Annotated in this window: 12 protein-coding genes; 6 read left to right on the top strand and 6 right to left on the bottom strand. The window is 70.8% G+C overall.

The annotated features are described in order from the left end of the window. Positions 1 to 48 precede the first annotated feature (48 nt). The 5 genes from B277_RS00130 to B277_RS00110 all read right to left on the bottom strand — a co-directional run bounded on the left by B277_RS00130 (position 49) and on the right by B277_RS00110 (position 6,003). Positions 49 to 1,203 carry an ABC transporter ATP-binding protein gene (locus B277_RS00130; protein WP_007923778.1) on the bottom strand — a complete coding sequence of 385 codons (1,155 nt, stop codon included), beginning with the start codon at positions 1,201 to 1,203 and terminating at the stop codon, positions 49 to 51. Next, on the bottom strand, positions 1,200 to 2,243 hold the full coding sequence (locus B277_RS00125; RefSeq protein ID WP_040880420.1) for an ABC transporter ATP-binding protein: 1,044 nt from the start codon (positions 2,241 to 2,243) through the stop codon (positions 1,200 to 1,202). The genes B277_RS00130 and B277_RS00125 overlap by 4 nt, the downstream gene beginning before the upstream one ends. 5 nt (positions 2,244 to 2,248) lie before the next feature. Beyond that, on the bottom strand, positions 2,249 to 3,106 hold the full coding sequence (locus B277_RS00120; RefSeq protein ID WP_007923776.1) for an ABC transporter permease: 858 nt from the start codon (positions 3,104 to 3,106) through the stop codon (positions 2,249 to 2,251). 147 nt (positions 3,107 to 3,253) lie between these two features. Continuing rightward, the gene (locus B277_RS00115; protein ID WP_007923775.1) at positions 3,254 to 4,258 is read right to left on the bottom strand and encodes an ABC transporter permease; all 1,005 of its coding nucleotides are present in this window, start codon (positions 4,256 to 4,258) and stop codon (positions 3,254 to 3,256) included. 89 nt (positions 4,259 to 4,347) lie between these two features. After that, on the bottom strand, positions 4,348 to 6,003 hold the full coding sequence (locus B277_RS00110; RefSeq protein WP_007923774.1) for an ABC transporter substrate-binding protein: 1,656 nt from the start codon (positions 6,001 to 6,003) through the stop codon (positions 4,348 to 4,350). A 238-nt stretch (positions 6,004 to 6,241) separates the two neighbouring features. Here B277_RS00110 and typA point away from each other — a divergent pair, with 238 nt between their 5' ends. Genes typA through B277_RS00085 form a run of 5 tightly spaced genes read left to right on the top strand, consistent with a single transcriptional unit; the run spans position 6,242 to position 13,045 of the window. Then, entirely contained in the window at positions 6,242 to 8,137 is a 1,896-nt protein-coding gene (typA, locus tag B277_RS00105) for a translational GTPase TypA (protein ID WP_007923773.1), read from the top strand. A gap of 13 nt (positions 8,138 to 8,150) precedes the next feature. Beyond that, positions 8,151 to 9,899 carry an ABC transporter substrate-binding protein gene (locus tag B277_RS00100; RefSeq protein ID WP_007923772.1) on the top strand — a complete coding sequence of 583 codons (1,749 nt, stop codon included), beginning with the start codon at positions 8,151 to 8,153 and terminating at the stop codon, positions 9,897 to 9,899. Further along, positions 9,896 to 10,804 (top strand): N-acetyl-1-D-myo-inositol-2-amino-2-deoxy-alpha-D-glucopyranoside deacetylase, encoded by a 909-nt coding sequence (gene mshB, locus B277_RS00095; RefSeq protein WP_007923771.1) that lies wholly within the window; start codon positions 9,896 to 9,898, stop codon positions 10,802 to 10,804. The genes B277_RS00100 and mshB overlap by 4 nt, the downstream gene beginning before the upstream one ends. Further along, complete coding sequence (locus tag B277_RS00090) at positions 10,801 to 11,289, top strand: flavin reductase family protein (RefSeq protein WP_040880411.1); 489 nt, start codon at positions 10,801 to 10,803, stop codon at positions 11,287 to 11,289. The genes mshB and B277_RS00090 overlap by 4 nt, the downstream gene beginning before the upstream one ends. A 4-nt stretch (positions 11,290 to 11,293) precedes the next feature. After that, positions 11,294 to 13,045 (top strand): VanW family protein, encoded by a 1,752-nt coding sequence (locus tag B277_RS00085; protein ID WP_007923769.1) that lies wholly within the window; start codon positions 11,294 to 11,296, stop codon positions 13,043 to 13,045. A 76-nt stretch (positions 13,046 to 13,121) separates the two neighbouring features. Here B277_RS00085 and B277_RS00080 read toward each other — a convergent pair whose 3' ends face one another. Next, positions 13,122 to 14,126 carry a GNAT family N-acetyltransferase gene (locus B277_RS00080; RefSeq protein ID WP_007923768.1) on the bottom strand — a complete coding sequence of 335 codons (1,005 nt, stop codon included), beginning with the start codon at positions 14,124 to 14,126 and terminating at the stop codon, positions 13,122 to 13,124. Between the two features lie 22 nt (positions 14,127 to 14,148). Here B277_RS00080 and fdxA point away from each other — a divergent pair, with 22 nt between their 5' ends. Then, on the top strand, positions 14,149 to 14,475 hold the full coding sequence (gene fdxA / locus B277_RS00075) for a ferredoxin (RefSeq protein ID WP_007923767.1): 327 nt from the start codon (positions 14,149 to 14,151) through the stop codon (positions 14,473 to 14,475). Positions 14,476 to 14,477: the final 2 nt, after the last annotated feature.

Here is a 14,477-nt window from a genome sequence, read left to right as displayed (position 1 = left end):
CAGCTGGTGGGCGCCCCCCCCTTCGTCATGCGCGGGCTGCGACGGACGTCAGGCGAAGGGGAGGTCCCCCGTCAGACGCTCGGCCTCGGCGTCCGCGGCGAGCTCGGCCCCGGTCTCGTCGATCTGTGCCGTGACGGCGTGCGGCTGGAGCTCGCCCAACTCGATCTGCTCGGCCCAGTGGCAGGCGACCTTGTGCCCGTCACCGGCGCCGCCGATCTGCACGACCCGCAGCTCCGGTCGCTCGGTGTCGCAGCGCGTCTCCTGACGCCACGGGCAGCGGGTGTGGAATCGGCACCCGCTCGGCGGGTTGGCGGGCGAGGGCAGGTCCCCGCTGAGCAGGATCTGCTCGCGCGAGTCCTCGACGACGGGGTCGGGGACCGGGACCGCGGACAGCAGCGCACGCGTGTAGGGGTGCAGGGGAGTGGCGTAGAGGTCGTCGGCCGGGGCCTCCTCGACGATGCCGCCGAGGTACATGACGCCGACCCGGTCGGAGATGTGCCGCACGACCGACAGGTCGTGGGCGATGACCAGGTAGGTCAGCTCGTACTCCTCCTGCAGGTCGGACATGAGGTTGATGACCTGGGCCTGCACGGAGACGTCGAGCGCGGAGACCGGCTCGTCGGCGACGATCAGCTCGGGGTTGACGCTGAGCGCCCGGGCGATGCCGATGCGCTGGCGCTGGCCGCCGGAGAACTCGTGGGGGTACTTCTTCAGGGCCGCGGGCGGCAGACCGACGTCGCTGAGCAGCTGGCGCAGCCGGGGCTGGGCCTCCTTGGCGTCCTTGACGATGCCGTGGGCGCGCATGCCCTCGACGAGCAGCGCCTCGACGCTCTGCCTCGGGTCGAGGCTGCCCATCGGGTCCTGGAAGACCATCTGCAGGTCCTTGCGCCGACGACGCAGCGCCTCGCCCGAGAGCGTGGAGATCGGCTCGCCGTCGAAGGTCACCGTGCCGTCGGTCGGCGGCTCGAGGTGGAGGATCGCCCGGCCGAGCGTCGACTTGCCGCAGCCTGACTCCCCGACGAGGCCGTAGGTCTCGCCGCGGCGGATCTGCAGGTCGACGCCGTCGACCGCGTGGACGTGGCCGACGACCTTGTCGAAGATGATCCCCTTGGTGATGGGGAAGTGGACCTTGATGCCCCGGACGTCGACGAGCACGTCGTCGGTGGTGAGCGGCGCCTCGGCAGGGGTGGTGTCGGTGGTCATCGGGCCTCCTGGGTCGTGGCGTCCTCGGCGGGTGACGGCGTGCCGGACGTCGGGTGGAAGCACCGCAGCGCGCGGCCACCTCCCGCCACGGACAGGTCAGGGGTGGACTCGCGGCACTCGGAGGTCGCGTTGGCGCACCTGGGCGCGAAGGCGCACGCGCTCGTCCACGGCAGGTTGTCGGAGACGGAGCCGGGCACGGGGTTGAGCCGGCCGCCCCGCTCGCCGTCGAGGCTGGGGACGCTCGCGAGCAAGCCCGAGGTGTAGGGGTGGCGCGGCTCGGCGAAGAGGTCGTGACGGTCGGCGCGCTCGACGAGGCGCCCGCCGTAGAGGACGTTGATCTCGTCGCACAGCCCGGCGACGACGCCGAGGTCGTGGGTGATCATGATGAGCGCCGTCCCGGTTTCCTCGACGAGCTCGCGCAGCAGCGCGAGGATCTGCGCCTGGATCGTCACGTCGAGGGCGGTCGTCGGCTCGTCGGCGATGAGCAGACGCGGCTCGCAGGCCAGGGCCATGGCGATGAGCGCGCGCTGGCGCATGCCGCCGGAGAGCTGGTGCGGGTAGTCCTTGAGGCGGCGGTCGGGGTCGGGGATGCCGACCTTGCGCAGCATCTCCCGGGCGTGGGGCATCGCCTCCTTCTTGGACATGCCCTTGTGCCGCTCGAGGACCTCGGTGACCTGCCGCCCGATGGGCACGACCGGGTTGAGGGAGGACAGGGGGTCCTGGAAGATCATGCTGATGTCCTTGCCCCGCTTGCCGCGCATCTCCTTGTCGGAGAGCGAGAGCAGGTCCTCGCCGCCGTAGGTGACGGTGCCGGACACCTGGTTGCCGCGGGCCGGGAGCAGCCCCATGATCGCCAGCGAGGTCACCGACTTGCCGCAGCCGGACTCGCCGACGAGGCCGACGGTCTGGCCGGGCCGCACGTCGAAGCTCAGACCGTCGACGGCGCGGAAGGGGGTGCCGTGCTTGATCCCGAAGGTCACCGACAGGTCGCGTACGGACAGCAGCGGCTCGGGCCGGCGGGAGGTGGGGGACGTGGTCATGCGGGTCACCTGCGGCTCTTGGGGTCGAGGGCCTCTCGCAGCGACTCACCCATGAGGGTGAAGCCGAGCGCGACGACGATGATGCACGCCGCCGGGTAGAAGGCCAGGTGGGGGTCGTCGTAGATGTAGCGCTGCGCCTGGCCGAGCATCTGGCCCCACTCGGGCGAGCTGTCGTCCGGGTTGCCGAGGCCGAGGAAGGACAGCGCGGCCGCGTCGATGATCGACGTCGCGAGCACCAGTGTGGCCTGCACGATGACCGGGCCGAGCGAGTTGGGCAGCATGTGCCGCAGCACGATGGCCGACCGCTTGACGCCGAGGGCGCGCGCGGCGAGGACGTGGTCCTTGCTTCGCTGGGCGAGCATCGAGCCGCGCAGGAGTCGGGCGAAGATCGGGATCTGCACGATCGCGACGGCGATGATGACCGTCCACTGGCTGGGGTTGGTCGCGAGCGCCGAGATCGAGACGGCGAGCAGCAGCGAGGGGATGGAGAGCATGACGTCGACGAGGCGCATGATCACCGAGTCGACCCATCCGCCGAAGGCGCCGGCGATGGTGCCGAGCACCAGGCCACCGGCGAGGCCGATGAGGGTGGCGCAGACGCCGACGAAGAGGGTCTGCTGGCTGCCCACGAGCAGGCGTGAGAGCAGGTCGCGCCCCTTGTCGTCGCCGCCGAGGGGGTGACCGGGCTGCGGGTCGGGGATCGGGTTGGTCTGCTGGGAGATCTGGTCCTTGAGGATCCACGAGGCCGGGTCGTGGGGCGCCAGCACGGGGGCGAGGATCGCGAGCAGCACGAAGAGCGTCGTGATGCCGAGGCCGATGAGGAAGATCGGGTTGCGGCGCAGACGGGCCCACGCGGAGGCCACGAGCCCGACGCCACCGGTGTCCTCGATGGTGCCGGCCTCGTCGACGGTCGCCGTCGCGGTGCCGCTCGTGGCCGCGAGCTCGTCGATGCGCTCCTTGCGGCGCGCGCCCAGCCCGCGGCGGGGGGGTCTTGTCGGGGTCGGAGGGGCTCATCGGGTCCTCACTCGGGGGTCGACGACGGCGTAGAGGATGTCCACGAGGAGGTTGACCAGCACGTAGGTCAGGGCGGCCACGAAGACGAGCAGCTGCAGGACCGGGTAGTCCCGCTCGGAGAAGGCGATCTTCAGGGCCTCCCCGATGCCACCGAAGTTGAAGACGGTCTCGGTGAGCACGGCGCCGGCCAGGAGCGCGCCGACCTGCAGGCCCACCGCGGTGATGACGGGCAGCAGGGCATTGCGCATGACGTGCCGGCCCCGGACGACGCGGTGGCTCAGGCCCTTGGCCTGGGCCGTGCGGACGAAGTCCTCGTCGAGGACCTCGAGCACCGAGGCGCGGGTGATGCGGAAGATCATGGCGAAGGGGATCGAGGCCAGGGCAATGCCGGGAAGGATCAGGTGCTTGAGTGCATCCCAGGAGGCGTCCCACTCGCGGGTCAGCAGCCCGTCGAGGACGAAGAAGCCGGTGACCCGCGTGGCGTCGACCTCCTGCCGACCCGAGACCGGCAGCCAGCCGAGCTCGATCGCGAAGACGTACTTGAGCAGGAAGGCGAGGAAGAAGACGGGGACCGCAACGCCGATGAGCGAGCCGACGATGGAGAGGTTGTCGAGCAGGCTCGCGCGCTTGCGGGCGGCGAGGTAGCCGAGCGGGATGGCCAGCACGAGGGCGATCGTCAGGGCGACGATGCTCAGCTCGATGGTCGCCGGCAGGCGCGTCATGAGGATCTCGGTGGACTGCGTGCCCGGCTGCACGGCGGTCGAGACGCCGAAGTCCCCCTGGACGGCGCGGGAGAGGAACTTGCCGTACTGCACCCACAGGGGCTGGTCGAGGCCGAAGGCCTCGGTGAGGGCCGCCCGCGACTCGGGGGTGGCCCGCTCGCCGAGCATCGCCGACACGACACCGCCGGGCAGCGCGCGCAGCCAGGCGAAGAGCAGGACGGAGAGGATGAAGAGGACGACGACCAGCTGCAGCAGTCGGCGGATGATGAACTTCAGCACGTATGCGCTCCTGACGTGGATCGCGGACCGGGGCCGCCCCGACCGAGTGGTCGAGGCGGCCCCGTCACGAGGTCACCTGCGGGCGGGACTCACTTGCCGCCCACGGAGACGGTGGAGAACTTCTCCGCCGTCAGCGGGGAGGTGACGAGTCCGTCGACGTCCTCACTGACCACGAGGGCCGGCGGGGAGTGCGACACCGGCACGCCGGGCACGTACTCCTCGGCGATCTTCTTGTTGATCTCCTCGTACTTCGTGGCGCGCTCCTCCTCGTCGACCGTGGCGTCGGCCTCCTTGAGCTCCTTGGCGAGCTCGTTGCCGTAGCCGCCGGCGACGGAGTGGAAGTCGTTCTGCTTCGCGTTGCCGAAGAAGGTGCCGATGAAGTTGTCGGCGGAGTCGTAGTCACCGGTCCAGCCGAGCAGCCAGGCGTCGTACTTGCCGGCGTCGACGTTGTCGAGGTAGCCACCGTTCCACGGCTTCGTCGTGACCTCGACCTTGATGCCGGCCTCCTCGAGGTCGTTCTTGATCGCCTCGTGGAGCTTCTGCGGGTTGGGCATGTAGGGGCGGGAGACCTCGCTCGGGTAGGCGAACTGGAGGGTCATGCCCTCCGCGCCGGCCTCCTTGAGCAGGCTCTTGGCCTTGGCGACGTCGTGCGCGTAGGGCTTGAGGTCCTTGTTGTAGCCGCTGACCGTCTCGGGCATGAACTGCGACGCGGCGGTCGCGCCCTCGGGCAGCTGCGACTTGACCAGGCCCTCACGGTCGATGGCGTAGTTGATCGCCTGACGGACCTTGACGTCCTTGAGCTTGGGGTTGGCCTCGGGGTTGAGCCCGATGTAGAAGATGTTGAAGGGGTCGCGGATCTCGACCTTGTTGCCCGAGTCCTCCAGCCCCTTCCAGTCCACCGGGTTGGGCAGGTCGTAGCCGTCGATGCTGTTGGCCTCGAGCTCCTGCCGGCGGGTCGACTCGTCGGGGATGATCTTGAAGGTGATCTGGGCGTTCTTCGCCTTCTCACCCCAGTAGTCGTCGTTGCGCTTGATCGTGACCGTCTTGTTGGCCTTGTCGTAGTTGTCGAAGACGTACGGGCCGGTGCCGACGGGCTTCTCCGAGTTCTCCGGGTAGACGAAGCCCTCACCCTGGGTCTTGACGTCGTTGGCCTTGCCCTCCTCGAGCGCCTTCGGCGACTGGATGGCGAAGGAGGAGAGGGAGAGCATCGCGGGGAACTTCGAGGTCGCCGACTTGACCTTCAGGACCACCGTCTTGGCGTCGGAGGCCTCGCAGCCGTCGTAGAGGGCGTCGTCTCCGAAGCCGCCCATCGCGGTGCTCCAGTACTCGGCCGGGCCGGACTGGGCCGCTTCGTTCTGGTCGGCCATCCGCTCGAAGTTGGCGCAGACGGCGTCGGCGTCGAGGGCCTCGCCGTCGGAGAACTTCACGCCCTCGCGGAGGGTGAAGGTCCAGGTCTTGCCGTCCTCGGAGGGCTCCCAGGACTCGGCCAGGCCGGGGCCGAGCTCGGCGCTGCCGGGCTTGACCTCGACGAGGCCCTCGAAGATCTGGCGGGTGATGCGGAAGGTCTCGCCGTCGGTGGCGTAGAAGGGGTCGAAGACCTCGGGAGCGCCCGCGGCGCCGAAGGTGAAGGTCCCCCCGGTGTCACCCCCGGAGCCCGAGTCGTCCCGGTCGCTCTGCGCGCAGGCACTCAGGGTCAGTGCGGTCGCGGCGAGAGCGGCCAGCGGGGCTGCTTTCCTCATCGACATGTGTTCCTCGCTTGGTCGGGCCGGCCCCGGCGAGGCTGCCGGGGTGGGTCGCCCACCGGCGCGATGGTGATCCACCGCACACAGGGGTTGGCGGGCAATCTAGTCGCAACGTGCGGTCAGGGGCCGCTTGGACGAGGACCTTTATCGGAGTGAGACCGGTGTGGCCGCAGGTCCTCCGGGCCGACGCGGCTCCCGCAGCATTTGGGGCTTGGCCCCGCGGGCTGAGATGATCGCGACCATGCCCTTGATCTCCCGCAGCGACATCCGCAATGTCGCCATCGTCGCCCACGTCGACCACGGCAAGACCACGCTCGTAGACCAGATGCTCTGGCAGGGGGGTGCCTTCGGCGAGCACGACCACGTCGACGAGCGGGCGATGGACTCCGGTGACCTCGAGCGCGAGAAGGGCATCACCATCCTCGCCAAGAACACGGCGATCCACTACAACGGCCCGTCGGCCGCGGCGCACGGTGCCCCCGACGGCGTGACGATCAACATCATCGACACCCCCGGCCACGCCGACTTCGGTGGTGAGGTCGAGCGCGGCCTGTCGATGGTCGACGGTGTCGTCCTCCTCGTCGACGCCTCCGAGGGACCGCTGCCGCAGACCCGCTTCGTCCTGCGCAAGGCGCTCGCGGCGAAGATGCCGGTCATCCTCGCGATCAACAAGGTCGACCGTCCCGACAGCCGCATCGCGGAGGTCGTCGACGAGGCCTACGAGCTCTTCATGGACCTCGACGCGGACGAGGACCAGATCGAGTTCCCCATCGTCTACACCTCCGGCAAGGCCGGTGCGGCGAGCCTGACCCGCCCCGAGGACGGCACCCTGCCGGACAACGACGACCTCGAGCCGCTCTTCAAGACGATCATGGAGACGATCCCGGCCCCGTCCTACGAGGACGACGCCCCGCTCCAGGCGCACGTCACCAACCTCGACTCGAGCAACTTCCTCGGCCGCCTCGCCCTCCTGCGGGTCTTCAACGGCGAGCTGCGCAAGGGGCAGCAGGTCACGTGGTGCCGCCACGACGGGTCGACCGAGAAGGTCAAGATCACCGAGCTGCTCATCACCGAGGGCCTCGAGCGCAAGCCGCTCGACCAGGGCGCCGCGCGCCCCGGCGACATCATCGCCATCGCCGGCATCCCGGAGATCATGATCGGCGACACGATCGCCGACGCGGACAACCCGATCCCGCTGCCGGTCATCACCGTCGACGAGCCGGCGATCTCGCTGACGCTCGGCACCAACACCTCCCCGCTCGTGGGCCGTGGCCCGACGAAGGGGACCAAGGTCACCGCCCGCATGGTCAAGGATCGTCTCGACAAGGAACTCATCGGCAACGTGTCGCTGCGGGTGCTCCCGACCGAGCGTCCCGACGCCTGGGAGGTCCAGGGCCGTGGCGAGCTGGCGCTCGCGATCCTCGTCGAGCAGATGCGTCGTGAGGGCTTCGAGCTGACCGTCGGCAAGCCGCAGGTCGTCACCAAGGAGATCGACGGCAAGGTCCACGAGCCCGTCGAGCGCCTGACGATCGACACCCCCGAGGAGTACCTCGGCGCGATCACCCAGGTCCTCGCGGCGCGCAAGGGCCGCATGGAGCAGATGACCAACCACGGCACCGGGTGGATCCGCATGGAGTTCCTCGTGCCCTCGCGCGGCCTCATCGGCTTCCGGACCGAGTTCCTCACCGAGACCCGCGGCGCCGGCATCGCGCACCACATCTTCGAGGGCTACGAGCCGTGGTTCGGCGCGATCACCACCCGCGTCTCCGGCTCGCTCGTCGCGGACCGCTCCGGCCCGGTGACCTCCTACGCGATGGTCAACCTGCAGGAGCGCGGCTCGCTCTTCACCGAGCCGGGCACCGAGGTCTACGAGGGCATGATCGTCGGCGAGAACTCGCGCGCCGACGACATGGACGTCAACATCACGAAGGAGAAGAAGCTGACGAACGTGCGCGCGTCGTCGGCCGACAACTTCGAAAAGGTCGTGCCGCCGCGCAAGCTGAGCCTCGAGCAGTCGCTCGAGTTCTGCCGCGAGGACGAGTGCGTCGAGGTCACCCCGGACGCGATCCGCATCCGCAAGGTCGAGCTCGACGCCAACCTGCGCGCTCGTGCGGCCTCCAAGGCTCGCAACTCCTGAGAGGGGAGCGCCGATGCGGCGCATCAGTCGAGGTCTCATCTGCGGTGTCGGCGCACTCGCCCTGGTGGCGGGTGCGTCGGCCTGCACCGACGACTCCGAGGGCGGCGCGTCCGGCTCCGGGTCGTCCGGCTCGGGTCGGGTCAGCGGCCCGGAGAGCCGGCTGACGGTGCTCTCGACGGGCCCCGTCCAGGCCTGGGACCCGCAGCGGATCACCCAGCGCCAGGTCGCCGGCTTCGCGTCGCGCACGTGGATGCGCACCCTCACCGCATACCAGCCCGAGGTCAACCTCGCGGCGCAGCGCAAGCTGCGGGGCGACCTGGCCACGACCCCCGGCGTCGCGAGCGACGGGGGCCGCACGTGGACCTTCACGCTGCGTGAGGGCATCCGCTGGCAGGACGGATCGGCCATCACCTGCGCGGACGTGCGCTACGGCGTGGCCCGATCCTTCGACCCGCGGGTCCCGTCGAGCGGGTACGCCCTCACCTACCTCGACATCCCGAAGAAGAAGGACGGCACCTCCGCCTACCCCGGCCCGCTGGCGAAGGGAGGGACCTCCAAGGCCTCCCGGGCCCTCCTCGAGGACGCCGTGGAGTGCACCGACAAGGAGACCGTCGTCTTCCACCTCGACCAGCCGGTCGGCAACTTCGACGAGGTCGTCTCGCTGCCCGAGTTCGCGCCGTACAAGCAGTCGCGCGAGGGTGACGACGCCGCGTACGAGGCCTTCTCGTCGGGCCCCTACAAGCTCTCCGACGCGTGGACCCCGAGCAAGGGCGGCACCTGGGTGCGCAATGCGGAGTGGGACGAGGACTCCGACCCCCTGCGCTCGGCCGGGCCCAGGAGCATCCTGCACCGCGAGGGCGTCGAGCCCAAGGACGCCCTCGAGACGATCGTCTCGGGGGAGGACGGCGCCCGCACGCTGACCCTCGACCCGATGCCCACCGTGCTCGGTCCGGTGCTGGACGAGGCCGGCGACACGGCCCAGAGCGTCGAGGTCGACGGGCAGCTCGTCGACTACCTCGCCGTCAACACGCGCAGTGCGCCGATGAAGAGCACGGCGGTGCGCCGCGCCCTCGCCACCGCCACCGACCGGCAGGCCTACAACGAGGCCCGCGGCGCCGGCGCGGGCACGCCGACGTGGTCGCTGCTCGGTGCCGGTCTGCCGTCGGCGCACCCGAGTGTCAGCGACCACGGGCCGTCCGGCGACACGGCCAAGGCACGCCGCCAGCTCGAGGCGGCGAAGGTCGACGAGCCGGTGAAGATCACCGTGGCCTACCGCGGCGGGGGCACGATGGACGCGGCGATGCAGGGCCTCGAGAAGGGCTGGGAGGAGGCCGGCTTCGAGGTCACCCTCACCGCCCTCGGCGACGACTACTTCACCCGGGTCGAGCAGCGCTCGGTCGCCGCGAAGTACGACGTCGTGTGGGCCAACTGGGGCCCCGACTACCCGGCGGCCGTGACGGTCCTGCCCGCCCTCTTCGATGACCGCGTCAACCTCAGCGGCGACTCGGTCGGCCGTGACTACGGCATGTTTGCCGACGACGACGTCAACGAGGCGATGGACAGCGCGGCCCGCGTGCGCGACCGCGAGTCCCGCGCCAAGCGGTGGGCCGCCATCGACACCGGCCTGCTCGAGGACGCGGTGTACGTCCCCCTTCGTCAGAGTCGCCTGACGTACGTGGCCGGCTCCGAGGTGAGCTCGCTCGTCGGCAACCCCGTCTACGGCGGGGTGCCCGAGATGGGCGTCATCGGGGTCTCGCGATGACGGCGGCCGCACCCGTGGTCGTCGAAGGGAGGCCCGCTCGCCTCCTCTTCGTCCACGCCCACCCCGACGACGAGCTGCTGGCCACGGGCGTGGCCATCGCCCACCACGTCGCCGCCGGCGACGAGGTCCACGTGCTCACCTGCACCCTCGGGGAGCAGGGCGAGGTCATCCCGGCCGAGCTGGCCCACCTGGCGGCCGATCGCGAGGACACCCTCGGGGCCTTCCGTCGCGACGAGCTGCGGGGCGCGATGGCCACGGCTGGCGTGCGCAGCAGCACCGTGCTCGGCGAGGGCCCCGACCGCCTGTCGCGGTGGCGCGACTCGGGCATGGCGGGCACGCCGAGCGCGGCGGACCCGCGCTGCTGGGTGCGCTCCGACGACGCCGAGGCGATCGCCGCCGTCACCGCCGTCGTCACCGCCGTCGACCCTGACCTCGTCATCACCTACGACGCGCAGGGCGGCTACGCCCACCCCGACCACATCCGCACCCACGAGGTGACCCGCCGTGCCGTGGCCGGCCTGCCCGAGGACGGTCGACCGGCCCTCTTCGGCACCTTCACCCCACGCTCGTGGGCCCGGGAGGACCGCGAGGTCCTGGCCGTGACCGACGAGGTGCGCGGGCTCGGGTGGGCCCTGCCCACGGGCGACTTCCCCCCTTCGGTCGTGGACGACGCGGTCGTCACCCACGCCGTCGTCGACGCGAGCGCCGTGGAGCGGCAGACCGCGGCGCTGCGGCACCACCGCACCCAGGTCACGCTCGGACCCCGCGACACCTACGCCCTGTCCAACGACATCGCCGCCCGGCTGTCCGGGCGGGAGGGCTATGCCCGCCTCGACCCGGCGACCGGCGAGCCGGTGCCCGCCACGGTCGCGGGGGCGCGCCCGCCGCTGGTGGCCCGCCGATGAGCGGGGTGACCCCGACGAGCCTGCGGCACGCGATGGCCCACTTCGCCACCGGGGTGACGGTCGTGACGACGCTCGAGGACGGGCACGACCACGCGATGACCGCCAACTCGGTCACCTCCGTCTCGCTCGAGCCGCCGCTCGTGCTCGTGTGCGTCCGCAACGACAGCGGGTGGCACGACGCCGTGCTCTCGTCCGGGGTCTGGGGGGTCTCGATCATGCCGACGGCGGGCCGGCCGGCCGCCACTTGGCTGAGCACCGGGGGGCGTCCCCTGCAGGGGCAGCTCTCGCGCGTCCCGCACCACCGCGGTGAGCTCGGGGTCGCGCTCGTCGACGACGCGCTGGCCACGCTCGAGTGCCGCACGCACGCCCTGCACGAGGCCGGCGACCACACGATCGTCGTCGGCGAGGTCGTGTCGAGCAGCGCCGATGCCCGCAGAGATGATCCACTGATCTACTACCGCAGCCGCTACACGACCACGAGGTGACGAGATGACCGACCACGACAGCTGGACCGAGGACGAGGTCCTCGATCGTCCACGCCGCGGGCGCACCCTCCTGGCCGTGGCCTTCGTGCTCATGGTGCTCGCCGGCCTGTACGCCGCGGCGGCGCTGTACTTCGGCGACAAGGTGCCTGCAGACACCCGCATCGGCGGGGTGGCCATCGGCGGCAAGACCCCGTCGGAGGCGCAGCAGGCTCTCGAGGACGAGCTCTCCGACGAGGAGGCGCGGCCGGTCACCGTGACGGTGGACGGCAAGGAGGTCGAGCTGGAGCCCGCGGACGCCGGGCTGTCCTACGACTACGCGGGCTCCGTCGACGGGCTGACCGGCTTCAGCCTCAACCCCGTCGACCTGTGGCACCACGTGCGCGGTGGTGTCGAGCGTGACGTCGAGGTGGCCGTCGACGAGCAGGCGCTCGCCGACGCAGTCGACGCCAAGACGTCGATGCTCGACAAGGAGCCGGTCGAGGGCAAGGTGACCCTCGAGGGCGCGACGGTGAAGAAGACCGCCTCCAAGCCCGGGCTGAGCGTTGACCGTGACGCGGTGGTCGAGTCCATCGCGGATGAGTGGCCCGCCGAGCGCTCCTTCGACGCACCCACCACGGAGCCGGCGCCCCAGCTCACCCAGGCCGAGATCGACCGCTTCGCCAAGGACGACCTCGAGCCCCTCGTCGCCGGTCCGGTGACCGTGACGACGACCGACCCGCAGGGCGAAGGGGAGGACAAGACCATCTCCTTCACCGTGCCGGCCGACCAGCTCGCCGGTGCCGTCTCGATCAAGGACGACAAGGGCAGGCTCTCGGCGAGCGTCGACGAGGCCAAGGTCGCCAAGGCGACCCTGTCGGCCGGCTCGTCGTCGGGTCTCTTCCGCGAGGCCAAGGACGCCGGGGTGGTCCACCGCGGCGGCTCCGACTTCGACGTCACCCCCTCGAGCACCGGACTGGCGCTCAAGGAGGACGGCCTGGGCGCCAAGGTCGTCGAGGCGATGAAGAAGAAGGGCGACGAGCGCAAGGTCGCCGCCGACTCGCAGGAGTCACAGCCGGAGCTGACGACCGCCGAGGCGAAGAAGACCCTCCCGCAGGAGGAGCTGTCGACCTTCACGACCTACCTGCCGGACGCGGGTGGCGTGCGGACCAACAACATCAAGATCGCGGCCCGCCAGCTCGACGGTGCCTACGTCGCGCCGGGCGAGACCTTTTCGCTCAACCAGCAGCTCGGGCAGCGCACCGCGGCCAAGGGCTACCAGAAGGCCGGCGTCATCAGCGGTGGTCGGCTGACCAACGACTACGGCGGCGGCATCTCGCAGCTGTCGACGACGCTCTTCAACGCTGTCTTCTTCTCCGGGGCCAAGATCGAGGAGTTCCACCCGCACTCCTTCTACATCTCCCGCTACCCGGAGGGGCGCGAGGCGACGATCTCGTGGCCCGACGTCGACAACCGCTTCACCAACGACACCGGCGCCGGCATCCTCATCTCGGCCTCGGTGAGCGGCAACGAGGTCACCGTGACCTTCCACGGCCGCAAGAAGTACGACGAGATCAAGGCGACCAAGAGCGCCCGCAAGAACATCACGCCGCCCAAGACGATCACCGACAACACGAAGGGCTGCGTGCCCCAGTCGCCGGCCCCCGGCTTTTCGGTCGACATCGGGCGCCAGTTCATCAAGGACGGCAAGACGGTGAAGAGCTCGAGCTTCACCACCCGCTACATCCCCCAGGACGACGTCACCTGCACCAACCCCTGATCCGCCTCCCACGCTCCCTGAGTGGGTCCCACGTCCCGCGTGGGCGGCGCGCCAGCGCCGTCTCGAAGGGAGTCGCTCAGCCGCGGCGGGCGAGGTAGACGTAGTCGTGGTGGGGCGTGAGGCCGAGGCTGCGGTAGAGGTGCTGGGCGGGGGCGTTGTCCTGCTCGACCTGCAGGTAGGTGAGGGTGGCGCCGGCGCGCTCGGCCGCCCGCAGCGCCTCGACGGTGAGCCAGCGACCGAGACCCCGGCCGCGGTGCGCGGGGGAGACATGCACGCCGAAGACGCCGGCCCAGCCGTCGTTCATCGCCACCCGCGCGACGCCGGCGACGCCCCCCTTCGTCGTGGGCGGTGAGGAAGACCTGCCGCGGCGGCAGGGCGAGGACCTGCCGGGCCGCGTCGAGGTGGTCGCGCAGGCGGGGGGAGCTGCCCGTGAACCACGCCTCGTCGGGGCCCCCGAGCTCGTCAGGCTGACCCCGGCCGGCGGGTCCACGTGTGCCACGAGGTCGGCGGTGCGGCCGGTGAGCACGTCCGCGGGAGGCAGCTCGCGCCAGCCGCGGACGAGGAGCAGTGCGCCGAGCGGGTCGTCCGCGGTCCTCGCGCGCGGGGGGCGGGGGAGCATGAGCAGCGGGGGGAGTCCGCGCTCGTCGTACCAGGCCTCGACGGCGTCGACGGCCGCGTCGAGCGGCATGCCCGGGTCGCCCACGGGCAGAGCGGAGTTGGAGCGACCCGTCCACCCGGCGCCGGCCCGCAGGAGCCAGCCGGCTCCCTTCGCCCCGAGCCGAGCCTCCGCCAGGCCGGGCTGGCCACGGGTCATGACGAGGTGGAGGTCCTCGATGCCGATGGCCCGGTGCGGTGCGCCGCGCCGGGCGGGGCGTGGCGGGATCGCGCGGCTGGCGACGACGTGCTCCCGACGGAGGGTGACGTCACCGTGGCGGGTGCGGACGGTGAGCGTCTCCTCGTCGAGCCGGAGCAGCTCGCCGACGGTGTCGGTGAGGGTGGGGCCGCAGGCCGGCGGAGGGTCGATGCGGGAGCGGACGGCGACGCGCCCGCCTGTGGTGAGGCCCACCGTCACGTCGCTCATGAGGCGTCATAGTATGGGCCGCATGACGTACGTGATCGCGCAGCCGTGTGTGGACCTCAAGGACAAGGCCTGCATCGAGGAGTGCCCTGTCGACTGCATCTACGAGGGCAAGCGCAGTCTCTACATCCACCCCGACGAGTGCGTCGACTGCGGCGCCTGCGAGCCCGTGTGCCCCGTCGAGGCCATCTACTACGAGGACGACACCCCCGAGGAGTGGGCCGACTTCTACAAGGCCAATGTCGAGTTCTTCGACGACCTCGGCAGCCCCGGCGGTGCCGCCAAGATGGGCATGATCGACAAGGACCACCCGATCGTCGCGGCCCTGCCGCCGCAGGAGCACGACGAGTGACG

Origin of the sequence: Janibacter hoylei PVAS-1, from assembly GCF_000297495.1 — a bacterium.
GTDB lineage: Bacteria > Actinomycetota > Actinomycetes > Actinomycetales > Dermatophilaceae > Janibacter > Janibacter hoylei.
The sequence above is the reverse complement of the archived record's forward strand: the minus strand, read 5'-3'. Positions and strand labels throughout refer to the sequence as shown.

Excerpts from the sequence above, each read along its gene's own strand:
- B277_RS00090 (WP_040880411.1), top strand. The coding sequence starts at position 10,801 with ATGAGCGGGGTGACCCCGACGAGCCTGCGGCACGCGATGGCCCACTTC.
- typA (WP_007923773.1), top strand. The coding sequence starts at position 6,242 with ATGCCCTTGATCTCCCGCAGCGACATCCGCAATGTCGCCATCGTCGCC.
- B277_RS00080 (WP_007923768.1), bottom strand. The coding sequence starts at position 14,126 with ATGAGCGACGTGACGGTGGGCCTCACCACAGGCGGGCGCGTCGCCGTC.
- mshB (WP_007923771.1), top strand. The coding sequence starts at position 9,896 with ATGACGGCGGCCGCACCCGTGGTCGTCGAAGGGAGGCCCGCTCGCCTC.
- B277_RS00110 (WP_007923774.1), bottom strand. The coding sequence starts at position 6,003 with ATGTCGATGAGGAAAGCAGCCCCGCTGGCCGCTCTCGCCGCGACCGCA.
- B277_RS00085 (WP_007923769.1), top strand. The coding sequence starts at position 11,294 with ATGACCGACCACGACAGCTGGACCGAGGACGAGGTCCTCGATCGTCCA.
- B277_RS00130 (WP_007923778.1), bottom strand. The coding sequence starts at position 1,203 with ATGACCACCGACACCACCCCTGCCGAGGCGCCGCTCACCACCGACGAC.
- fdxA (WP_007923767.1), top strand. The coding sequence starts at position 14,149 with ATGACGTACGTGATCGCGCAGCCGTGTGTGGACCTCAAGGACAAGGCC.
- B277_RS00125 (WP_040880420.1), bottom strand. The coding sequence starts at position 2,243 with ATGACCACGTCCCCCACCTCCCGCCGGCCCGAGCCGCTGCTGTCCGTA.
- B277_RS00100 (WP_007923772.1), top strand. The coding sequence starts at position 8,151 with ATGCGGCGCATCAGTCGAGGTCTCATCTGCGGTGTCGGCGCACTCGCC.